Here is an 18713-nt window from a genome sequence, read left to right as displayed (position 1 = left end):
TGAGTGTCCAAGATTTGGGGGCCAGTTCAATTTTTCAGACGGCCTTTTTGTATCTATTTTTTGTCTTTTAACGAACCTAAATAAATCGCCAATAAAGTCAAAGTGGCGCCGCTCCATTGGACGGTATTAATCGGTTTATCCAGCCAGAAATAATCGATCAACATGGCGGCGACTGGTTCGGAGAGCAGTAGCAGGCCGGTCAGTGACAAGGATAAAAGCGGGATGGCGTAAGCAATTAATGCCCAAGCAAAGCATTGCATGACGATGCCGTAGATGGAGACTAGAATCACATCGTTTAAAGTTTTGGGGTATAGATGGGCGGCATCGAATAGTAGAGATGGGATGACCAGCGCCATTGCGCCGCCGAAGCTTAAAATCATCATCAGAGGAAACAAACCGACTTTTTCCTGCTCATGGGTTTTGCGTACAAAGACCATAGACAGGGCCAGCATGGCACCGGACACTACGCCGCTGATAAATCCCCATGCAGCATTGTTGTTATGGCTGAACTCTGGACTGCCGATTAAGGCGACGCCTATGGTGGCCAATATCAAACTTAAAATTTGCAGGGTGCTTAAACGTTCCGAATAAAAGAAGAAGCCTATGGCGGCTAAAAAGAAAATCTGCAGGCTGTTGAGCAAGGTGGAAATGCCGGGGCCTACGGCGTGAATGCTTTCGTGCCACAGAGCGAGGTCGAATGCGAGGAAAACGCCGGATAAGATTGCGTAGCCAACCGTTTTTCTTTTCGTGGGCATTTTTTGTTTGAAAAAACGCCCGAGCAGGAAGAATATAGGGGCGGCGATCAGCAAGCGCCAGAATGCGATGGCGTAAGAGCCGACATCGACAAATTTGACGATCAAACTGCCCAAGCCAAAGACGACGCAGCCGACGACTAGCAGGGGCGCTGCATAATTTCCCGAACGTGTGTCCATCGGCTTCTCCAAGAATGAAATGAAGACGATTATTCCATAAAAGGTAGATAGAACGCTAATGATAAATATTGGTAAGCCAAGGTAAAGGGTTTATGATGAAAGGCCGTCTGAAAACTGTTTCAGACGGCCTTTTGATGATTTTCTAGCTTGATTTCGTATTGTTGTAGTATAAAATCGTTTTACGCCGTGTTTTCAGACGGCCTGATCAGTTTTGGTTTTGAGAAAAGGATTATTGGAAATGGCAAACCCTATTCGTGCGTTTTTGGATTATGTGCCGTCGGTTGATGAGTCTTGTTTTGTAGATGAGACTTCGGTAGTGATTGGCGAAGTGTCGCTGGCGGAAGATGTATCGATTTGGCCTTATGCCGTATTGCGCGGCGATGTGAACAGCATTTCTATCGGCAAGCGCAGTAATGTGCAGGACGGCAGCGTTTTGCATGTGTCGCATAAGAATGCGGCGAAGCCTGACGGTTCGCCTTTGATTATCGGCGATGATGTGACGATTGGGCATAAGGTCATGCTGCATGGCTGCCGAATTGGGAGTCGTGTGTTGGTGGGCATGGGCTCGATTATTTTGGACGATACGGTTGTCGAAGATGATGTGATGATAGGCGCGGGCAGTTTGGTACCGCCGCGCAAACGTTTGGAAAGTGGTTTTTTATACGTTGGCTCGCCTGTGAAACAAGTGCGTCCGCTGACTGATGAGGAAAAGGAATTTTTGACGTATTCCTCTGCGCATTATGTCCACCTGTCCGGCCAGCATAAAATTTCAAAATAAGGAAAATCAATACAATGAACGCAATTTATCTGGCTTCGGGCAGTCCGCGCCGTCGTGAGATTTTGGAAAATTTGGGTTTCACAGTACGCCGCCTTCCTGCGGATATTGATGAAACCCCTAAAGAAGGCGAAGCTGCAGTAGAGTATGTGCGCCGTATGGCCTGCGAGAAAAATGAGGCGGCGGTGGCTCAATGGTTTACTGCTCATAATCAAGAGCCTGAGTTTGCTGTATTGACGGCGGATACGACGGTGGCGGATGGTGCGGCTATTTTGGGTAAACCGGAATTCGAGGCGGATGCTGTCGATATGCTGGAACGCTTGTCTGGACGGACGCATCAAGTGCTGACGGCTGTATGCGTTTACTGGCAAGGCGTGCGCCATGATGTGGTGCAGGCGAGTGAAGTGCGCTTTAAAACGTTGACGGCTGAGGAGATTGCAGCCTATGTTGCCAGCGGTGAGCCGATGGATAAAGCCGGTGCGTATGGGATTCAGGGCTTGGGAGGCGTATTTGTCGAGCATTTGCAGGGCAGTTTTACCGGCGTGATGGGTTTGCCGGTTTATGAGACCGCGCAACTACTGAAATCTTTGGGTTTGGAAGCGCCGCCGTTTGCTTAAAATTAGGCAAATGCCGTCTGAAAGCGTGCCGACAAAAACGCCTGTTTCAGTTACAATACTGCCTTAAACAGCTTGCTTGAAGAAAGATATGAAAGAACATAAGGCCCGGAAACGCTTCGGGCAGAATTTTTTGCAGGATACGCGGATTATTAGCGATATTGTCAACGCGGTCAGACCGCAGCCCGATGATATCGTGATTGAAATCGGCCCAGGCTTGGCCGCCATTACCGAGCCTCTGGCGAAAAAACTCAACTGCCTGCATGTTTGCGAAATCGACCGCGACATCGTACGCCGTCTGAAAACCTTGCCGTTTGCAGATAAATTGGTGATACACGAAGGCGATGTCTTGCAGTTTGATTTCAGCAGCATTGAAGGCAAGAAAAAAATTGTCGGCAACCTGCCGTACAATATTTCCACGCCGCTTTTGTTTCGATTGAGCGAAGTGGCAGACGATGTGATCGATATGCACTTTATGCTGCAGAAAGAAGTGGTCGAACGCATGGTGGCGCAGCCGAAAACCAACGACTATGGCCGTCTGGGCGTGATGCTACAATATTTCTTCGATATGGAAATGTTGATTGAAGTACCACCCGAGTCCTTTGATCCTGCGCCGAAAGTGGATTCGGCCGTGGTGCGCATGATTCCGGTGAAACACCGTATCGGTAAAGCAGAAAATTTTGAACATTTTGCCAAACTGGTGAAACTGGCTTTCCATCAACGCCGCAAAACCATACGCAATAATTTGAAGGAACTTGCCGGCGATGATGATTTGCAGGCAGTCGGCATCAATCCGCAGGACAGGGCAGAACACATCGCCGCTGAGAAATATGTGGAATTGAGCAATTATCTGGTTCAAAAAATCGTCTGAAACAGTGATGGCAATTTTTAAGCAACCTCCTATTCAATGGGAGGTTCTGGGTGATTCATATTTGTGGTGCAAGTTGGCGCAGTATTTTTCCGGTAAGGATATGCCGCCGGAACGGCACCGTTTTGAGGCAGCAATTATCGGCGCAGTTTGGGTATTGACCGGGCATCGTCTCGATAGGGAAGAGCAATTTAAAGTCAATCGGTACAATCAAGGCGGAATCTCTGGCGGCGTAGTCAGTTGCCGCTTTTGGCTGGAAACTGTCATTCCTTTGCTTTGGCAGCGGCAAGAGCAACTCAAGCCCCGAAAATTTTGGCAGTTTGGAAATAAATAATGATTAAATTCAAAAATGTACACAAACATTTTAAAGATTTGCACGTTATCAACGGCGTGAATCTGGAAGTCAAACAAGGTGAAGTGGTCGTTGTATGCGGCCCTTCAGGCAGTGGTAAATCTACGCTGATTCGTACGGTAAACCAACTCGAGCGCATTGAAAGCGGCGAGATTTGGGTGGACGGCATCAATGTTGCCGATCCGAAAACCGATTTGAACAAAGTGCGCGAAGAAGTGGGCTTTGTGTTCCAAGGGTTCAATCTGTATCCGCATTTGACTGTCTTGGAAAATATCATTCTTTCTCCGATGAAAGTGAAAAACCAAAGCCGTGAAGAGGCGGAAAAGAAAGCGATGGAGCTTTTGGAACGCGTCGGCTTGGCACATAAAAAAGACGCGCTGCCCGGTCAGCTTTCCGGCGGTCAGCAGCAGCGTGTGGCGATTGCACGCGGTTTGGCGATGGAGCCGCGCGTGATGTTGTTTGACGAGCCGACTTCCGCGCTTGACCCTGAAATGGTCGGCGAGGTATTGAAAGTGATGAAAGACTTGGCGGAAAGCGGCATGACCATGATGTGTGTGACCCATGAGATGGGTTTTGCGCACGAAGTCGCCGACCGTGTGATTTTTGTCGATAAAGGCCAGATTCTGGAAGATGAAACGCCGGAAGAATTTTTTACCAATCCGAAACACGAGCGTGCCAAACAATTCCTGCAACAGGTGATGACACATTAAACTCGGGCCGTCTGAAATTTCAGACGGCATGATCGGTTTGAATGATTTTGAAAGTTGAAAATAATGTATTTTGTTGACCGTACTGCTGTTGTGCTGAAGCCGACCGCCCGTTTTTTGGAATGGCTGAAATCCGCCGATGAAAATATGCCCGACCTGACCGTCGAGCAACTGCGCACCAACTGCTCCGTATTTCTTGTGCCGCAATTTGACGAACCCGAATCCGTCATTTCTTATTTTGACGAACGCTACCAGCAGATTTTTGAAGCTGAATTGGCAGGCTGGGACATCGATAAAAGCAAATGGCCGCAAGACATGAGCTTGAAGGCTTTTTGGGAATTTTTCGATACTGAAATCCACGATATGGTTTTGGATATGGAAGAGGCGGAATTGAACATTACGCCTGTTTTCGACAATATGATGTAAAGCCGTGCGAAGTTTTCAGACGGCCTTAAAGCCCTCGCGTTCTTTGAAAATTCTGATTGTCTTCTTACACCTTTCGGCGTTGGCCTTATGCCTTGCCGAGTTTTACGGCTGGATGATGTGGCTGGGTTTGGCGGCGTTGGCCGGCAGTTTTGCCTATGCTTGGCGCAACGTTAATTTTCACACTCAAAATGCGGTCAGAAAAATTATCATCGATCGCCAATACCGTGCGACGGTTTACTTGAATGGCGAGGAAGAGGAAAGAAGCGCGGTTTTGCAAGACAGCAGTATGTTGACGGTTTATGCTTTGTTTTTACAATGGAATGTTGACGGAAAAATAGTCAAACACTGCATCTTGCCCGATATGGCTGGCCGTGATGCCTACCGCCGTCTGAAAGTGTGGGCACGCTGGTACCGTGAAAAAGAAGACAAAGCAGAACTTGCGGCAGATATGGATTAAACGGCTGTTTCAGACGGCCTTTTGAAGCGATAAATACAATGAAAACATTACAAGACTGGCTTTCTCATTTGGAGACTGCCCATAGTTCCGGCCTTATCGATATGGGTTTGGAACGTGTGGGAGAAGTGAAAAAACGCATGAATTTGGTGCCGCAATGTCCTGTCGTCGTGGTGGCGGGTACCAATGGCAAAGGCTCCGTATGCGCCTATTTGTCGCATATTTATAAAGAAGCCGGTTTTAAAGTCGGTACGCTGACCAGTCCTCATCTTCTGCGTTACAACGAACGAATCGCCATCAACACTCAGCCGGTTTCAGACGACCTGATTGTTTCCTCATTTGAGCGCATCGAAGCGGCACGCGGCGAAATTTCTCTGACGTATTTTGAGTTTAATGCTTTGGCGGCCGTCGATATTTTCATGCATGAAAATGTGGACGTAATGATTTTGGAAGTCGGTTTGGGCGGACGATTGGATGCTGTGAACGTATTCGATGGCGACTGCTCGGTTGTTACCAGCGTGGATTTGGATCATCAGGCATTTTTGGGTGATACTGTTGAGCAGGTCGGTTTTGAGAAAGCCGGAGTGTTCCGTAGCGGCAAACCTGCCGTGTGCGGTCAGAATCCTGCTCCTGAATCATTGGTCAAACACGCAGAAGAAATTGGCGCAAAATTGTTGATGGTTCAGCGAGATTTTGATTTTGCATCAATGGAAAGCGTACAGTGGAACTACCGCTTTCATCCGCAATCTTCAGACGGCCAAAGCCGTAACCGCAATTCCTTGCCGTTTCCTGCTTTGCGCGGTGCCTATCAGTTGTCTAATGCCGCGTGTGCATTGACGGTGCTGGAATGTTTGAACGAACAATTGCCGGTTGATATCGGCGCGATTAAACGCGGTTTGCTGTTGGTTGAGAATCCTGGACGTTTCCAAGTTTTGCCCGGTCGTCCGCTGGTAGTTTTGGATGTCGGCCACAATCCGCACGCAGCCCGTGCTTTGCGCCGCAGCCTGATTAACCTTGCCTTTGCCCAAAAACGTACCGCCGTATTCAGTATGTTGTCCGATAAAGATATTGATGGCGTGCTGGAAATCGTTAAAGACCAGTTTGACGAGTGGAATATCGCGCCTTTAGATGTGCCGCGCGGCATGACGGTGGAGGCTTTGCAGGCTAAACTGGCTGAACACGGCATCGATAATGTAAATGTTTTTGAAACTGTCGCTGCAGCCTACCGCGCTGCTTTGGCTAAAGCAACCGAAAATGATAGAATCGTTGTTTTCGGCTCATTCCATACTGTTGCCGATGTAATGGCTGTTTTGAAAGAACACTAACGAGGAAATTATCATGTCCGACAATAAACAAAAAGAAACTCCAAACGGATACGATTTAGACGGTTACGAACGACTGAAACGTCGCAACCGCCGTCGCTTGGTCTTGGCCTCTGGCTTGGTGGTGGCATCGGGTATGCTGTTCGGTCTGGCGCTGACTTCCGGCGACGATAAAAATTCACCGTTTAAAGAAGCGCCTGTCGGTCAGAGCCAAGTCAAAACGGCTGATGAGCCGAGCAAGGCGGTTGTTTTAGAGCCGAATAAAGAAGATGTCGCTGCTGCTGAGGAGGCTGCCCGCCATGCGGATGCCGAAGCATCAAATAAACCGCAAAATGCAGGCGACGAAGAAGATAATGCGCCGGTTGAAGTATTGAAGCCAAGCCGTGAATCTGCTCCCGAAGATGTTGGCGAGCCGTTGGTTTTGGTCAACGATACTTTGGATGACGGTAATATTAAAGGCTTGGAAGAGTCCGAACGTATTCAACGCGTCGAGGCTGCCAAGCGTGAAGCTGCGGAGCGCCGAGCCGAAGAACGCCGCCAACGTCAGGCTGAACAACGTGCCGCTGCGGCCCGTAAGACACAAGCCCAACAGGAAGCTGCTGAGAAAGAAAACGCATTGGCAGCTAAAAAACGCGCACTTCAAGCGCGTGCTGAGAAAGCAGAGCGTGAAGCCGCTGCCGAACGCAATAAATTGGCACAATTGGAAAAAGCAGAGAAAGCCATTGCCGAGCGTAAATCTGCCAAAAACAGCAAAGACAGCGTAAAAGATAAGGCCGAGCCTGCTAAGAAAGCAGAAGCCAAAGTTGAAAAACCAAAAAATGAAAAGGCTAAACCAGAAACGGCCAAAGCAGAAAAAGCCGATAAGGTAAAAACTGCCGAGAAGCCGTCTGAAAAAGCCAAACCTAAAGCTGAAAAAGAAACAGCAGAAGCCAAGCCTGCGAAAAAAGCCGCTATTCAGGCTGGTTATGCTGAAAAAGAACGCGCGCAAAGCCTGCAACGTAAAATGAAAGCCGCAGGTATCGATTCGACCATTACTGAGGTCATGACCGATAAAGGTAAGGTGTATCGCGTGAAATCAGCCAGTTATAAAAATGCACGCGATGCAGAGCGCGATTTGAACAAATTGCGTGTACATGGCATTGCCGGTCAGGTGACCAGTGAGTAATCTGCCTGTTGCCGATTTGTTGGCGGCCGCCGTCATCGTCATCTGCATCGTTATCTCGTTGACACGGGGTATTATTGCCGAAGCAGGGGCGATGGTGGCGTGGGTGGTGTCGTTTATTGCAGCCAGAACGCTCGCCGTGCCGTTTGCCGATGTGGTCTTTAAATCGGTTGAGCCGCATTCTTTGGCGGTTGCCATGGGTTTTGCCGCTGTGTTTTTTCTGGCATGGCTGTTGCAGAAACTGGCACGATCGCTGTTAAGCAGTTTGATGTCTGCCGTTGGTTTGGGAAGCATTAACCGTTTGCTTGGCGGCGTATTCGGTGCAGTGAAAGGTGTGATTTTGGTGACGCTGGCAGTGATGGTTTTTTCACACACTGATTTGCCGAAAACGGAAGAGTGGCAAAGTTCGTACACAATTCCGTATTTTGAATCACTTGCCGATGCTGCGATGCCTTATTTGCCTGGAAAAGATACCGCAATGCCGCATCTTTCGGGTAAAGCAGCTGAAGTTGAAGAATTGGATGATTGAGTTTGACGGATTCAGACGGCCTATGGGTCGTCTGAGTCCGTTTTTATTTGCGTAAATTTAGCATCATATTGTCAACAATTCGAGCAAACTCATCTAAATTATTTTATAATGACAGCTTACCCATTTAATCTTCAAACTCGGAGAAGCACGATATGTGTGGTGTATTAGGTTTGGTTAGTCATGAGCCGGTCAATCAGATGTTGTATGATGGTTTGCAGATGTTGCAACACCGTGGTCAGGACGCAGCAGGTATTGTTACTGCCGAAGGCAATATATTTCATATGCACAAGGGCAAAGGCATGGTGCGCGAAGTGTTCCGTACCCGCAATATGCGCGACTTGATCGGTAATGCCGGCATTGCACATGTCCGCTATCCGACTGCAGGCAATGCGGGCAGCAGTGCAGAAGCCCAGCCGTTTTATGTCAGCTCCCCATTCGGCATTGTTTTGGCACATAACGGTAATCTGACCAATACCGAAGAGCTGTATGAAAACGTATGCAACAAACACCTGCGCCACGTTAATACCAGCTCCGATTCTGAAGTTCTACTCAATGTATTCGCGCACGAATTACGCCGCGAAGTCTCTAAAAAAGCCCCTTATCAACTTACTATCGACAATATTTTCAACGCCGTTTCCGAAGTACACCGCATAGTGCGCGGCGCATACGGTGTCGTAGCCATGATTGCCGGATATGGCATGGTTGCCTTCCGAGATCCTCACGGTATCCGTCCATTAGTATTGGGTTCGCAAACCGATGAATCCGGTAAAAAATCGTATGCCGTTGCCTCTGAATCAGTTGCTTTCAACGCGCTCGCCTATGATTTGGAACGTGATATCCAACCGGGTGAGGCAGTGTTTGTCAGCTTTGACGGTTCAATCGTGTCGCGTCAATGCAGTGATAAAGTCAAACTCAGCCCTTGTCTCTTTGAATACGTCTATTTCGCGCGTCCCGACTCCGTCATCGACGGCGTATCCATCTATCAGGCGCGTCTGGATATGGGCGTTTCTTTGGCGGAAAAAATCAAACGCGAGTTGCCCGTCGACGATATCGATGTCGTGATGCCGATTCCTGATACCAGCCGACCCAGCGCGATGGAACTTGCCGTTCATCTCGAAAAACCATATCGCGAAGGTCTGATTAAAAACCGCTATATCGGCCGCACCTTTATTATGCCCGGACAAGCAACGCGTAAAAAATCAGTACGCCAAAAACTCAGTCCGATGGAAACCGAGTTTAACGGCAAAAGCGTTTTGTTGGTGGACGACTCCATTGTGCGCGGTACGACCAGCCGTGAAATCGTTGAAATGGTACGCGCGGCAGGTGCGCGCAAAGTCTACATTGCTTCCGCTGCTCCCGAAGTGCGCTATCCGAATGTGTACGGTATCGATATGCCGACCCGTGAAGAACTGATTGCAAACGGCCGCAGCGCGGCAGAAATCGCAGTCGAGATTGGCGCGGATGGCATCGTCTTCCAAAACTTAGAAGACTTGGAAGCAGTAGTCAAAGCACTCAATCCAAAAATCGAATCCTTTGATTCTTCATGCTTTAATGGTGTCTATCAAACCGGCGATATCGACGAAGCGTATCTAAACCGTCTCTCTACCGAAAAATCAGGTTGTGGCGGTTTGAAAGTACATCCAAGCAAAATGGAACACAGCATCAGTATCAGCGATAGTGATGATGAAGAATAAAGTAAATTGACTTACAATAAAGGCCGTCTGAAAATTAACGTTCAGACGGCCTTTAATTATGTTTTAGACACATCATGAGTACCGAAACCAAAAATTACATCACACCTACCGGTTGGCAGGCACTGAAAGACGAACTTTATCATCTGGTCAACAAAGAACGCCCGGAAATCGTCCAAATCGTTAACTGGGCGGCAAGCAATGGCGACCGCAGCGAGAATGGCGACTATCTTTACGGCAAACGCCGTATGCGCGAAATCGACCGCCGTATCCGCTTCCTAACCAAGCGCTTGGAGGCAGCCGTCGTCGTCGACCCTGAAGCGCGTGAAGCCACGGACCAGATTTTTTTCAGTGCCACCGTTGGCTTATTGCGCGGAAACGGTCGTGAACAAACCGTCAAAATCGTCGGCGTAGATGAAATTGATACCGCTAAAAACAAAATTTCATGGATTTCCCCTTTGGCGCGCAGCCTGATTAAAGCGCGCGAAGGCGATGAAGTTGTCTTGGATACACCGGAGGGACGTGAGGTTATAGAGATTCTGTCGGTGGAATATATTAAGATTGACTGATTATGCGTGAATAAAAACTATAAAGGCCGTCTGAAAAATATACTTTCAGACGGCCTTTTATTGATTGTATCTACGTTTTTAAGATTTTCCGGCTTTATCTCCGATTTTGCTTTCTTTGCCTTGAATCAGGTTTTTAATATTGCTTTTATGGCGGTACAACACCAATGCGGCAATGAATACGGTTGCCCATGCCCAAGAGGCGTGCGGCATCATGAAGAAGGCGAAGATGGGTGCGCAGACGGTGGCGACCAGTGCGGCGAGTGAGGAGACTTTGAAACCGAATGCCATGACCAGCCAAATCAAGGCGCAGAGTAGGGCGGTTGCAGGAGAGAGGGCGAGTAAGACGCCCAATGCGGTGGCTACGCCTTTGCCGCCTTTAAAATTGAAAAATATTGGCCACATATGGCCGACCAATGCGGCAATGGCGACCAGGGCTATCGTTGCATCTGACAAATTTAAAGCATCTTGCAGACAGCGTGCCAAGATGACGGCAACCAAGCCTTTTACTGCATCGCCGAGCAGGGTCAGTGCGGCTGCTTTTTTCTTACCGCTGCGCAAGACGTTGGTGGCACCGGGGTTGCCGGAACCGTAAGTGCGCGGATCGTCCATGCCGTAATATTTTGATACGATGACGGCAAAAGACAGGGAGCCGATAAGATAGGCGGCAATAATGGCGAGTACATTGAACATTTTGGGTGCTTTACTTACAATGGGAACGGTTATTCTATCAAAAAAACGGACAGGCAAATGGATAAAATCTTTTTGTACGGCATGAAGGCCGATACTTTAATCGGCGTATATGATTGGGAACGCGAGCGTAAACAGACTTTGATTTTGGATTTGGAAATCAGCGTTCCTGAGCGTGCCGGTACGAGCGATGATATCGGCGACACCATTCATTATGGCGAAGTATGCGAAGTCGTACGCCGCAGCCTTGCCGAACAGGATTTTTTACTGTTGGAAACTTTGGCGGAACATATCGCCCAATTGATTTTAAATGATTTTGGTGCGACTAAAGTGCGCATCCGTATTGTGAAACCGGGTATCTTGCCCGATGTGGCGCAGGTCGGTATTGAAATTGAACGTGCTCGGGAATAGGGCTTATCTATGCCGTCTGAAAAAGGATTTCAGACGGCCTTTAATATTTAATAATATGGAAATGAGGTAAAAAATGGATTTGAAAGAAACTAAATTAAGCAGTGAGCTAATCTACGAAGGTTCTTTTGTTACCATCAGCCGCGATCGGGTGCGCCTGCCTAACGGCAACGAAAGCCAACGGGTTGTGATCCGTCATCCGGGTGCTGCGTGTGTATTGGCGGAAACGGAAGACGGTAAAGTTGTTTTGGTACGCCAATGGCGTTATGCCGCCGATCAGGCGACGTTGGAATTGCCGGCGGGTAAATTGGATGTGGCGGACGAAGATCCTGCCGAATGCGCTTTGCGTGAGTTGGCGGAAGAAACGCCATATGTCGCCGACAGTGTCAAACTGTTGTACACCTTTTATACTGCAGTCGGTTTTTGTGATGAAAAAATGTATCTCTACCAAGCGCAAGGCGTGCGTTTGGGCAGTGAGTTAAGCAACGATGAGGATGAAATTACAGAAACCGTCCTGATGAGCAAGGACGAGGTGCGCAAAGCATTGGCAAACGATGAAATCAAAGATGGTAAAACTTTGATTGGTTTGCAGTATTGGTTGACCCAGAATTGATATGTTAAGTAGAAAATCCTTGATAGATTTCTGAATACTTGAGCCTGATATTTGATAATAAGGTTTTCATACAAACAAGGCCGTCTGAAAAAACTTTCAGACGGCCTTGTTTGATTGTGTAGCCGGATTTCAACCTAATAAAGCTGGTGCAAACCGTGTGATCGTATCGCGCAAAACGATAAGTTTGCCATGGAAGAAGTGGGACGAGCCAGCAATGGTGACAACAGGCAGGCCTTGTGGTTCTGCCCAGGTCAGGGCTTTGTTGATTTCGACGACTTCGTCTTCCGCGCCATGAATCATCAATGTTTTGGCGACGTCGGGAACGTTGGATGGTTCTGGGCGATCGGTGTAGTGATGGACGGCGGCGCCCATCAGCAACAGCAAATCAGGCGTGCGCGCTTGTGCGGCAAAGGTGGAAACGTAGCCGCCGAATGAGAAACCGGCCAGGACGAATTGCGGTGCGTCAGGATGTTGAGCGCGGGCGTAGTCTATAACGGCAATACAGTCTTGCGTTTCGCCACGGCCGTAGTCGTGTTCGCCTTCGCTATTGCCTACGCCGCGCAAATTGGGCAGGTAGCAATGGAAACCGAGTTGGCTGAGGGCTTTGGCGGCGGTTTGGATGACTTTGTTGGTGTTGGTGCCGCCTTGCAGGGGATTGGGGTGGTTGATGACGGCAACGCCGCGGGCGGATTCTTGTGTGCTTGGTAGGTAGATGGTTTCCAGCAAACCGGCCGGGCCGGGGATTTGAATGATGTCAGGTTTGAGCATGGGTGTGTCCTTGTTTGTTTTTTCAGGCGGCCTGAAGCGTTTTACAGATAAAAATTCTTGCCGTTGTTTTGATTGTTGGCTTTCAAATCAGCAAGCATCCGTTTGAAGTCCAAGCCGTATTTTTCGCTTAATTTTTCGGCGCGTTTTTTCAGGTTGTCGAGATTTTGTTCTTTGGGGCTGCTTTGGAACGCCATGACCGCAACGTTGCCGTGGCTTTCGGCAGGCAATTCGAGTACGCGGCCGTCAAAGACGTTGAGCAGGCGTTCGACAAAGCGTTGATAACGCTGGTCGCCACTCCACCAGTTGGTGACAAATACGCCGTCTGGAGAGAGGGCGTTGCGGCAGTCTTGGAAGAAGGGTTCTTCTACCAAAGCATCGATAATCTGTTCACCGTCAAAACCATCTACCAAAATTACATCGGTATTGTGGCGGAACACTTTAATATATTCCGCACCATCTGCCTCGATAATTTCAAAATTTTCGCCTTCGTGCGGCAATTCAAACAGGCTGCGCGCCACGGCAATGACTTGAGGATTGATGTCCACGGCGGTTTGCTTGGTGTGGGGCAGATAGCTGTCTATCCAACGGGCAAACGAGCCGCCGCCCAAGCCGATTTGGGTGATGTGTTTGGGCGGGGTTTCTGCAAACAGCAGCCAACCCATCATGGCGCGACTGTACGACAACACCAGCTCGGACGGATGATCGACATTCATGGAGCTTTGAATGGTGTCGCTGCCCAAGTGCAGGGAACGGATATTGCCTTCTTCGGAAATACCGACTTCGGGCAGATGGGATTTGGCTGGGCGCAGGCGGCGGTAAGGATGGCGGGGTGGCATGGGTGCAGACGAAAGGTGTAAAAGGCGTTATTTTAACAGAAACCATAATGTTTTGCGCTGAGGTGGTTTTCAGACGGCCTTTGAGTATGTTGGATGGAAAGATAAGGTATGTATTTAATTTTCTTTAAAATCATTGGTTTTTATAATTTCGTGAGTAACTCTGTTTTAAAATGCTTGCCAAAATGGGAACTTATCGGCATAATGCCGACTTCCTTGCCGGTATAGCTCAGTTGGTAGAGCACCTGACTTGTAATCAGGGGGTCCCGAGTTCGACTCTTGGTGCCGGCACCAGTTAAAGACTGATGGTGCTGCAAGGCATTTCAGTAAGCCGGTATAGCTCAGTTGGTAGAGCACCTGACTTGTAATCAGGGGGTCCCGAGTTCGACTCTTGGTGCCGGCACCAATTAAAAGCCCGATTGTGAAAGCAGTCGGGCTTTTTGCTTATGCTTTGATATTTTAAAAGCAGACCTTATAATACCGCGTTTCCATTACAACAAAGGGCTGCCCGTCGGGCGGAACACACAAAACACCATGATTACCGTAAACACTTTGCAAAAAATGAAAGCAGAGGGCGAAAAAATCGCCATGCTGACCGCTTATGAATCCAGCTTTGCCGCGCTGATGGACAATGCCGGCGTGGATGTATTGCTGGTAGGCGATTCTTTAGGTATGGCGGTGCAAGGTCGTCAGTCCACTTTGCCGGTGAGCTTGCAGGATATGTGCTACCACACTGAATGTGTGGCTCGCGGTACTAAAAATGCCATGATTGTCAGCGACTTGCCGTTTGGCGCGTATCAGCAGAGCAAAGAGCAGGCATTTGCGGCAGCGGCAGAGTTGATGGCGGCCGGCGCGCATATGGTCAAGCTCGAAGGCGGTGTCTGGATGGCGGAGACCACTGAATTTTTGCAAATGCGCGGTATCCCTGTTTGCGCCCACATCGGCCTGACCCCGCAATCCGTGTTTGCATTCGGTGGCTATAAAGTTCAAGGCCGCGGCGACAAGGCAGAAGCGTTGCTCAACGACGCCAAAGCGCATGATGTGGCAGGTGCGGCAATCGTATTGATGGAATGCGTTCCTGCAGAGTTGGCGAAAAAAGTGACCGAGACAGTTTCTTGCCCAACCATCGGTATTGGAGCAGGCGTGGATTGCGACGGTCAGGTTTTGGTGATGCATGATATGCTCGGCATTTTCCCCGGTAAAACCGCCAAATTCGTGAAGAACTTTATGCAGGGCAAAGACAGCGTTCAAGCCGCGGTCAAAGCTTATGTGGACGAAGTCAAAGCAAAAACGTTCCCATCTGTCGAACATACGTTTGCCGGATAAAATAAAAACCAGGCCGTCTGAAACTTATTTCAGACGGCCTTTTTGATGAATAAAAGCGTATAATCGGCGCGTGATTTCCGTTGATGAAACGGCGGAAAAGATAAAGGATTTTTCAAACCATGCAAATCATTCATACGATTAAAGAATTGCGCGAGTGGCGTAAAACTGCCGGAAAAGTGGCATTTGTACCGACCATGGGCAATCTGCACGAAGGCCATCTTGCGCTGGTGCGCGAAGCAAAAAAACGTGCCGATAACGTTGTGGTCAGTATTTTTGTCAACCGCCTGCAATTCGGACAAGGCGAAGATTTCGACAAATATCCGCGCACTTTGCAGCAAGATGCCGACAAATTGGTAGGCGAGGGCGTTGCCGTCGTGTTCGCGCCTGATGAAAGAGAGCTGTATCCGAATGTGGAACAGCGTTTCAATGTCGAGCCTCCGCACCTGCAAAATGAATTGTGCGGCAAATTCCGCCCGGGCCATTTCCGCGGCGTGGCGACCGTTGTAACCAAGTTGTTCAACATTGTTCAACCCGATACTGCCTGTTTCGGCAAAAAAGATTATCAGCAGCTGGCGATTATCAAAGGCTTTGTTGAAGATTTGAACTTCAATATCGACATTGTTCCTGTCGACACCGGCCGCGCTTCAGACGGCCTGGCACTTTCCAGCCGCAACCAATATTTGAGCGAAGCAGAACGCGCAGAAGCACCGCGCCTCTACCAAGAGTTGCAAAATATTGCCGCTGCCCTGAAAAACGGCAATCTGGATTACGCCCAGCTTGAAGCCGAATGTATCCGCCGTTTGACCGATGCCGGCTGGGTGGTTGATTACGTTGAAATCCGCCATGCACACAGCTTGGCAGTGGCTCATGTTGGCGATAAAGAATTGGTGGTGCTTGCCGCCGCCCGTTTGGGTACAACGCGCCTGATTGATAATTTGGAAGTGGCTTTGGCTTAAAACCAAGCTGCTGTTAAAGGCCGTCTGAAACCTGTTTTTCAGACGGCCTTTTGTTACAATAACGCTTTTGCGTTTCTAAGGTTTTTCCATGTCTAAACCCACCGTCTCCCCGATGATGCAGCAGTATCTCGCCATCAAATCGCAACACGCCGACAAGCTGGTGTTTTACCGCATGGGCGATTTTTACGAGCTGTTTTTGGATGACGCGGTGGAAGCGGCGAAGCTGTTGGACATCACCCTGACCACGCGCGGGCAGATGGACGGCGTGCCGATTAAGATGGCGGGCGTGCCGTTTCACGCGGCGGAGCAGTATCTGGCGCGGCTGGTGAAGATGGGCAAAAGCGTGGCGGTGTGCGAGCAGGTGGGCGAAGTCGGCGCGGGCAAAGGGCCGGTGGAGCGCAAAGTCGTGCGCATCGTTACGCCCGGCACACTGACCGACGCGGCGTTTTTGGAAGACAAGGAAACCAACCGTATCGCGGCGGTGAACGCGGATAAAAAACACGTCGCCATCGCGTGGGCTTCTTTGCAAAGCGGCGAATTTAAAACCAAGCTGACGACGGCGGACAAACTCGCCGACGAGCTGGCGCGTTTGCAGGCGGCGGAAATCCTGTTGCCCGAAGGCAAAAGCCTGCCTAATGGTTTTCAGACGACCTCTGCCAACATCACGCGCCTGAACTCATGGCAGTTTGCCGCCGACGCGGGCGCGAAATTGTTGACCGAATACTTCGGCTGCCAAGACCTGCACGGCTTCGGTTTGGACGGCAAAGAACACGAAGCCGCCGTCGGTGCGGCGGGCGCGCTGTTGAACTACATCCGCCTGACGCAAAACCTGATGCCGCAACACTTAGACGGCATTTCGCTCGAAACAGACAGCCAATATATCGGCATGGACGCCGCCACGCGCCGCAATCTCGAAATCACGCAAACCCTCTCTGGCAAAAAATCGCCGACTCTGTTTTCCATACTCGACGGTTGCGCCACCCACATGGGCAGCCGCCTGTTGGCACTCTGGCTGCACCACCCCTTACGCAGCCGCGCCCACATCCGCGCCCGCCAAGAAGCCGTTGCCGCGTTGGGTTCACAATACGAAGCCCTGCAAGGCCGTCTGAAAAACATCGCAGACATCGAACGCATCGCCGCCCGCATCGCCGTCGGCAACGCCCGCCCGCGCGACCTCGCCGCCCTGCGCGACAGCCTGTTTGCCCTGTCCGAAATCGAATTGTCCGCTTCAGGCAGCAGCCTGTTGGAAACGCTCAAAGCCGTTTTCCCCGAAACCCTGCTCGTCGCCGAAACCCTCAAAGCCGCCGTGATGCCCGAACCCGCCGTCTGGCTCAAAGACGGCGGCGTCATCAATCAAGGCTATTCCGCAGAACTCGACGAGTTGCGCCACATCCAAAACCACGGCGACGAATTCTTGCTCGACCTCGAAGCGCGCGAACGCGAACGCACCGGCCTCTCCACCCTCAAAGTCGAGTTCAACCGCGTCCACGGCTTCTACATCGAGCTATCCAAAGTTCAAGCCGAACAAGCCCCCGCCGACTACCAACGCCGCCAGACCCTGAAAAACGCCGAACGCTTCATCACCCCCGAACTCAAAACCTTCGAAGACAAAGTCCTGACCGCGCAAGAGCAGGCATTGGCATTGGAAAAACGCCTGTTTGAAGCCCTCCTCAAAGACATTCAGACGACCCTTCCCCAGCTTCAAAAAGCCGCCAAAGCCGCCGCCGCACTGGACGTACTCTCCACCTTCGCCGCCACCGCCGCCGAACGCGGCTTCGTCTGCCCCGAGTTCGCCGACTACCCCGTCATCCATATCGAAAACGGCCGCCATCCCGTCGTCGAGCAGCAAGTGCGCCACTTCACCGCCAACCACACCCGCCTCGACCACAAACACCGCCTCATGCTCCTGACCGGCCCCAACATGGGCGGCAAATCCACCTACATGCGCCAAGTCGCCCACATCGTCCTCATGGCGCACACCGGCAGCTTCGTCCCCGCCGATGCCGCCCAAATCGGCCCCATCGACCAAATCTTCACCCGCATCGGCGCCTCCGACGACCTCGCCTCCAACCGCTCCACCTTCATGGTCGAAATGAGCGAAACCGCCTACATCCTCCACCATGCCACCGACCAATCCCTCGTCCTCATGGACGAAGTCGGACGCGGCACCTCCACCTTCGACGGCCTCGCCCTCGCGCACGCCATCGCCGAACACCTGCTGCAAAAAAACAAATCCTTCAGCCTCTTCGCCACCCACTATTTCGAACTGACCAAACTGCCCGAAGCCCACGCAACGGCAGTCAACATGCACCTCTCCGCGCTCGAACAAGGACAAGACATCGTCTTCCTCCACCACATCGAACCCGGTCCCGCCAGAAAAAGCTACGGCATCGCCGTCGCCAAACTCGCAGGTCTGCCCAACCGCGCTTTGAAAGCGGCTCAAAAGCATTTAAACGATTTGGAAAACCAAGCCGCCGCCAACCGTCCGCAGTTGGATATTTTCAGTGCCATGTCGTCTGAAAATGGGGCTGAAGAGGAAGGGAAAGAACAAGAAATTGAGCCTGTTGATAATTTGCAGAACAATGAATTGGCTGAAGCGTTGGCGCAAATTCAGCCCGACAACCTCACGCCGCGCGAAGCCTTGGATGCCTTGTATCGCTTGAAAGATATTTGCAATAAGGCGTCGTAAATAACTCAAAGGCCGTCTGAAACAGGGAAATA

At 50.3% G+C, this 18713-nt stretch carries 21 protein-coding genes and 2 tRNA genes; 19 read left to right on the top strand and 4 right to left on the bottom strand.

All coding sequences use genetic code 11. The features are described 5' to 3' along the window. Window positions 1–53: 53 nt before the first annotated feature. Entirely contained in the window at window positions 54–932 is an 879-nt protein-coding gene (locus tag HMPREF2872_RS03795) for a DMT family transporter (protein ID WP_070631327.1), read from the bottom strand. 238 nt (window positions 933–1170) lie between these two features. Between HMPREF2872_RS03795 and HMPREF2872_RS03790 the strand changes: the two genes are divergently transcribed. The 12 genes from HMPREF2872_RS03790 (at window position 1171) to greB (ending at window position 10401) form a co-directional block, all read left to right on the top strand. Further along, window positions 1171–1710 carry a gamma carbonic anhydrase family protein gene (locus tag HMPREF2872_RS03790; RefSeq protein ID WP_070631325.1) on the top strand — a complete coding sequence of 180 codons (540 nt, stop codon included), beginning with the start codon at window positions 1171–1173 and terminating at the stop codon, window positions 1708–1710. Window positions 1711–1724: 14 nt separating this feature from the next. Beyond that, window positions 1725–2324, top strand: coding sequence for a Maf family protein (locus HMPREF2872_RS03785; protein ID WP_070631322.1), 600 nt, complete (start codon window positions 1725–1727; stop codon window positions 2322–2324). An 88-nt stretch (window positions 2325–2412) separates the two neighbouring features. After that, window positions 2413–3192 (top strand): 16S rRNA (adenine(1518)-N(6)/adenine(1519)-N(6))-dimethyltransferase RsmA, encoded by a 780-nt coding sequence (gene rsmA, locus HMPREF2872_RS03780; protein WP_070631320.1) that lies wholly within the window; start codon window positions 2413–2415, stop codon window positions 3190–3192. Window positions 3193–3199: 7 nt separating this feature from the next. Continuing rightward, window positions 3200–3523 (top strand): hypothetical protein, encoded by a 324-nt coding sequence (locus tag HMPREF2872_RS03775; protein WP_070631318.1) that lies wholly within the window; start codon window positions 3200–3202, stop codon window positions 3521–3523. Next, window positions 3523–4251, top strand: coding sequence for an amino acid ABC transporter ATP-binding protein (locus tag HMPREF2872_RS03770; RefSeq protein WP_070631316.1), 729 nt, complete (start codon window positions 3523–3525; stop codon window positions 4249–4251). Before HMPREF2872_RS03775 ends, HMPREF2872_RS03770 begins: the two co-directional genes overlap by 1 nt. 63 nt (window positions 4252–4314) lie before the next feature. Then, window positions 4315–4674: a hypothetical protein gene (locus HMPREF2872_RS03765; protein WP_003747228.1), complete on the top strand. Its 360-nt coding sequence runs from the start codon at window positions 4315–4317 to the stop codon at window positions 4672–4674. Window positions 4675–4678: 4 nt separating this feature from the next. Then, window positions 4679–5131, top strand: a complete 453-nt coding sequence (locus HMPREF2872_RS03760) for a protein YgfX (RefSeq protein WP_070631313.1) — start codon at window positions 4679–4681, stop codon at window positions 5129–5131. A gap of 38 nt (window positions 5132–5169) precedes the next feature. Then, window positions 5170–6453 (top strand): bifunctional tetrahydrofolate synthase/dihydrofolate synthase, encoded by a 1284-nt coding sequence (gene folC, locus HMPREF2872_RS03755; RefSeq protein ID WP_070631312.1) that lies wholly within the window; start codon window positions 5170–5172, stop codon window positions 6451–6453. 13 nt (window positions 6454–6466) lie between these two features. Next, the gene (gene ftsN / locus HMPREF2872_RS03750; RefSeq protein WP_070631310.1) at window positions 6467–7615 is read left to right on the top strand and encodes a cell division protein FtsN; all 1149 of its coding nucleotides are present in this window, start codon (window positions 6467–6469) and stop codon (window positions 7613–7615) included. Continuing rightward, a complete protein-coding gene (locus HMPREF2872_RS03745) occupies window positions 7608–8141 on the top strand; it encodes a CvpA family protein (protein WP_070631308.1) in 534 nt (177 codons plus the stop codon). The genes ftsN and HMPREF2872_RS03745 overlap by 8 nt, the downstream gene beginning before the upstream one ends. Window positions 8142–8293: 152 nt before the next feature. Further along, on the top strand, window positions 8294–9835 hold the full coding sequence (gene purF, locus HMPREF2872_RS03740) for an amidophosphoribosyltransferase (protein WP_070631306.1): 1542 nt from the start codon (window positions 8294–8296) through the stop codon (window positions 9833–9835). A gap of 74 nt (window positions 9836–9909) precedes the next feature. Beyond that, window positions 9910–10401 (top strand): transcription elongation factor GreB, encoded by a 492-nt coding sequence (gene greB / locus HMPREF2872_RS03735; protein WP_070631304.1) that lies wholly within the window; start codon window positions 9910–9912, stop codon window positions 10399–10401. 78 nt (window positions 10402–10479) lie between these two features. On the opposite strand, the gene plsY is transcribed toward greB, so the two are convergent. Beyond that, complete coding sequence (gene plsY / locus HMPREF2872_RS03730; RefSeq protein ID WP_070631302.1) at window positions 10480–11091, bottom strand: glycerol-3-phosphate 1-O-acyltransferase PlsY; 612 nt, start codon at window positions 11089–11091, stop codon at window positions 10480–10482. 57 nt (window positions 11092–11148) lie between these two features. Between plsY and folB the strand changes: the two genes are divergently transcribed. Continuing rightward, window positions 11149–11499 (top strand): dihydroneopterin aldolase, encoded by a 351-nt coding sequence (gene folB, locus HMPREF2872_RS03725; protein WP_070631299.1) that lies wholly within the window; start codon window positions 11149–11151, stop codon window positions 11497–11499. A 73-nt stretch (window positions 11500–11572) separates the two neighbouring features. After that, the gene (locus tag HMPREF2872_RS03720) at window positions 11573–12109 is read left to right on the top strand and encodes an NUDIX hydrolase (protein ID WP_070631297.1); all 537 of its coding nucleotides are present in this window, start codon (window positions 11573–11575) and stop codon (window positions 12107–12109) included. A gap of 129 nt (window positions 12110–12238) precedes the next feature. Here the strand turns inward: HMPREF2872_RS03720 and HMPREF2872_RS03715 are convergent, their stop codons facing one another. Then, entirely contained in the window at window positions 12239–12877 is a 639-nt protein-coding gene (locus tag HMPREF2872_RS03715; protein ID WP_003747207.1) for an alpha/beta hydrolase, read from the bottom strand. Between the two features lie 41 nt (window positions 12878–12918). After that, entirely contained in the window at window positions 12919–13713 is a 795-nt protein-coding gene (locus HMPREF2872_RS03710) for a polyamine aminopropyltransferase (RefSeq protein WP_070592056.1), read from the bottom strand. 215 nt (window positions 13714–13928) lie between these two features. Here HMPREF2872_RS03710 and HMPREF2872_RS03705 point away from each other — a divergent pair. The 5 genes from HMPREF2872_RS03705 (at window position 13929) to mutS (ending at window position 18681) form a co-directional block, all read left to right on the top strand. After that, a tRNA-Thr gene (locus HMPREF2872_RS03705) sits at window positions 13929–14004 on the top strand. Window positions 14005–14040: 36 nt separating this feature from the next. Then, window positions 14041–14116, top strand: a tRNA-Thr gene (locus HMPREF2872_RS03700). Between the two features lie 128 nt (window positions 14117–14244). Continuing rightward, on the top strand, window positions 14245–15036 hold the full coding sequence (gene panB, locus HMPREF2872_RS03695) for a 3-methyl-2-oxobutanoate hydroxymethyltransferase (RefSeq protein ID WP_003685230.1): 792 nt from the start codon (window positions 14245–14247) through the stop codon (window positions 15034–15036). A 119-nt stretch (window positions 15037–15155) separates the two neighbouring features. Then, the gene (gene panC, locus HMPREF2872_RS03690; protein ID WP_070631294.1) at window positions 15156–15992 is read left to right on the top strand and encodes a pantoate--beta-alanine ligase; all 837 of its coding nucleotides are present in this window, start codon (window positions 15156–15158) and stop codon (window positions 15990–15992) included. Between the two features lie 88 nt (window positions 15993–16080). Beyond that, complete coding sequence (mutS, locus tag HMPREF2872_RS03685) at window positions 16081–18681, top strand: DNA mismatch repair protein MutS (RefSeq protein WP_070631292.1); 2601 nt, start codon at window positions 16081–16083, stop codon at window positions 18679–18681. The last annotated feature ends 32 nt before the right edge of the window (window positions 18682–18713 follow it).

The organism is Neisseria sp. HMSC069H12 (genome assembly GCF_001812735.1).
Taxonomy (GTDB): Bacteria; Pseudomonadota; Gammaproteobacteria; order Burkholderiales; family Neisseriaceae; genus Neisseria; species Neisseria subflava.
Note: the sequence above shows the minus strand (reverse complement) of the source record. Positions and strands in the feature narration are given on the sequence as shown.

Coding starts and splice junctions, on each gene's coding strand:
- HMPREF2872_RS03795 (WP_070631327.1), bottom strand. CDS start 932: ATGGACACACGTTCGGGAAATTATGCAGCGCCCCTGCTAGTCGTCGGC.
- HMPREF2872_RS03790 (WP_070631325.1), top strand. CDS start 1,171: ATGGCAAACCCTATTCGTGCGTTTTTGGATTATGTGCCGTCGGTTGAT.
- HMPREF2872_RS03785 (WP_070631322.1), top strand. CDS start 1,725: ATGAACGCAATTTATCTGGCTTCGGGCAGTCCGCGCCGTCGTGAGATT.
- rsmA (WP_070631320.1), top strand. CDS start 2,413: ATGAAAGAACATAAGGCCCGGAAACGCTTCGGGCAGAATTTTTTGCAG.
- HMPREF2872_RS03775 (WP_070631318.1), top strand. CDS start 3,200: ATGGCAATTTTTAAGCAACCTCCTATTCAATGGGAGGTTCTGGGTGAT.
- HMPREF2872_RS03770 (WP_070631316.1), top strand. CDS start 3,523: ATGATTAAATTCAAAAATGTACACAAACATTTTAAAGATTTGCACGTT.
- HMPREF2872_RS03765 (WP_003747228.1), top strand. CDS start 4,315: ATGTATTTTGTTGACCGTACTGCTGTTGTGCTGAAGCCGACCGCCCGT.
- folC (WP_070631312.1), top strand. CDS start 5,170: ATGAAAACATTACAAGACTGGCTTTCTCATTTGGAGACTGCCCATAGT.
- ftsN (WP_070631310.1), top strand. CDS start 6,467: ATGTCCGACAATAAACAAAAAGAAACTCCAAACGGATACGATTTAGAC.
- purF (WP_070631306.1), top strand. CDS start 8,294: ATGTGTGGTGTATTAGGTTTGGTTAGTCATGAGCCGGTCAATCAGATG.
- greB (WP_070631304.1), top strand. CDS start 9,910: ATGAGTACCGAAACCAAAAATTACATCACACCTACCGGTTGGCAGGCA.
- plsY (WP_070631302.1), bottom strand. CDS start 11,091: ATGTTCAATGTACTCGCCATTATTGCCGCCTATCTTATCGGCTCCCTG.
- folB (WP_070631299.1), top strand. CDS start 11,149: ATGGATAAAATCTTTTTGTACGGCATGAAGGCCGATACTTTAATCGGC.
- HMPREF2872_RS03720 (WP_070631297.1), top strand. CDS start 11,573: ATGGATTTGAAAGAAACTAAATTAAGCAGTGAGCTAATCTACGAAGGT.
- HMPREF2872_RS03715 (WP_003747207.1), bottom strand. CDS start 12,877: ATGCTCAAACCTGACATCATTCAAATCCCCGGCCCGGCCGGTTTGCTG.
- HMPREF2872_RS03710 (WP_070592056.1), bottom strand. CDS start 13,713: ATGCCACCCCGCCATCCTTACCGCCGCCTGCGCCCAGCCAAATCCCAT.
- panB (WP_003685230.1), top strand. CDS start 14,245: ATGATTACCGTAAACACTTTGCAAAAAATGAAAGCAGAGGGCGAAAAA.
- panC (WP_070631294.1), top strand. CDS start 15,156: ATGCAAATCATTCATACGATTAAAGAATTGCGCGAGTGGCGTAAAACT.
- mutS (WP_070631292.1), top strand. CDS start 16,081: ATGTCTAAACCCACCGTCTCCCCGATGATGCAGCAGTATCTCGCCATC.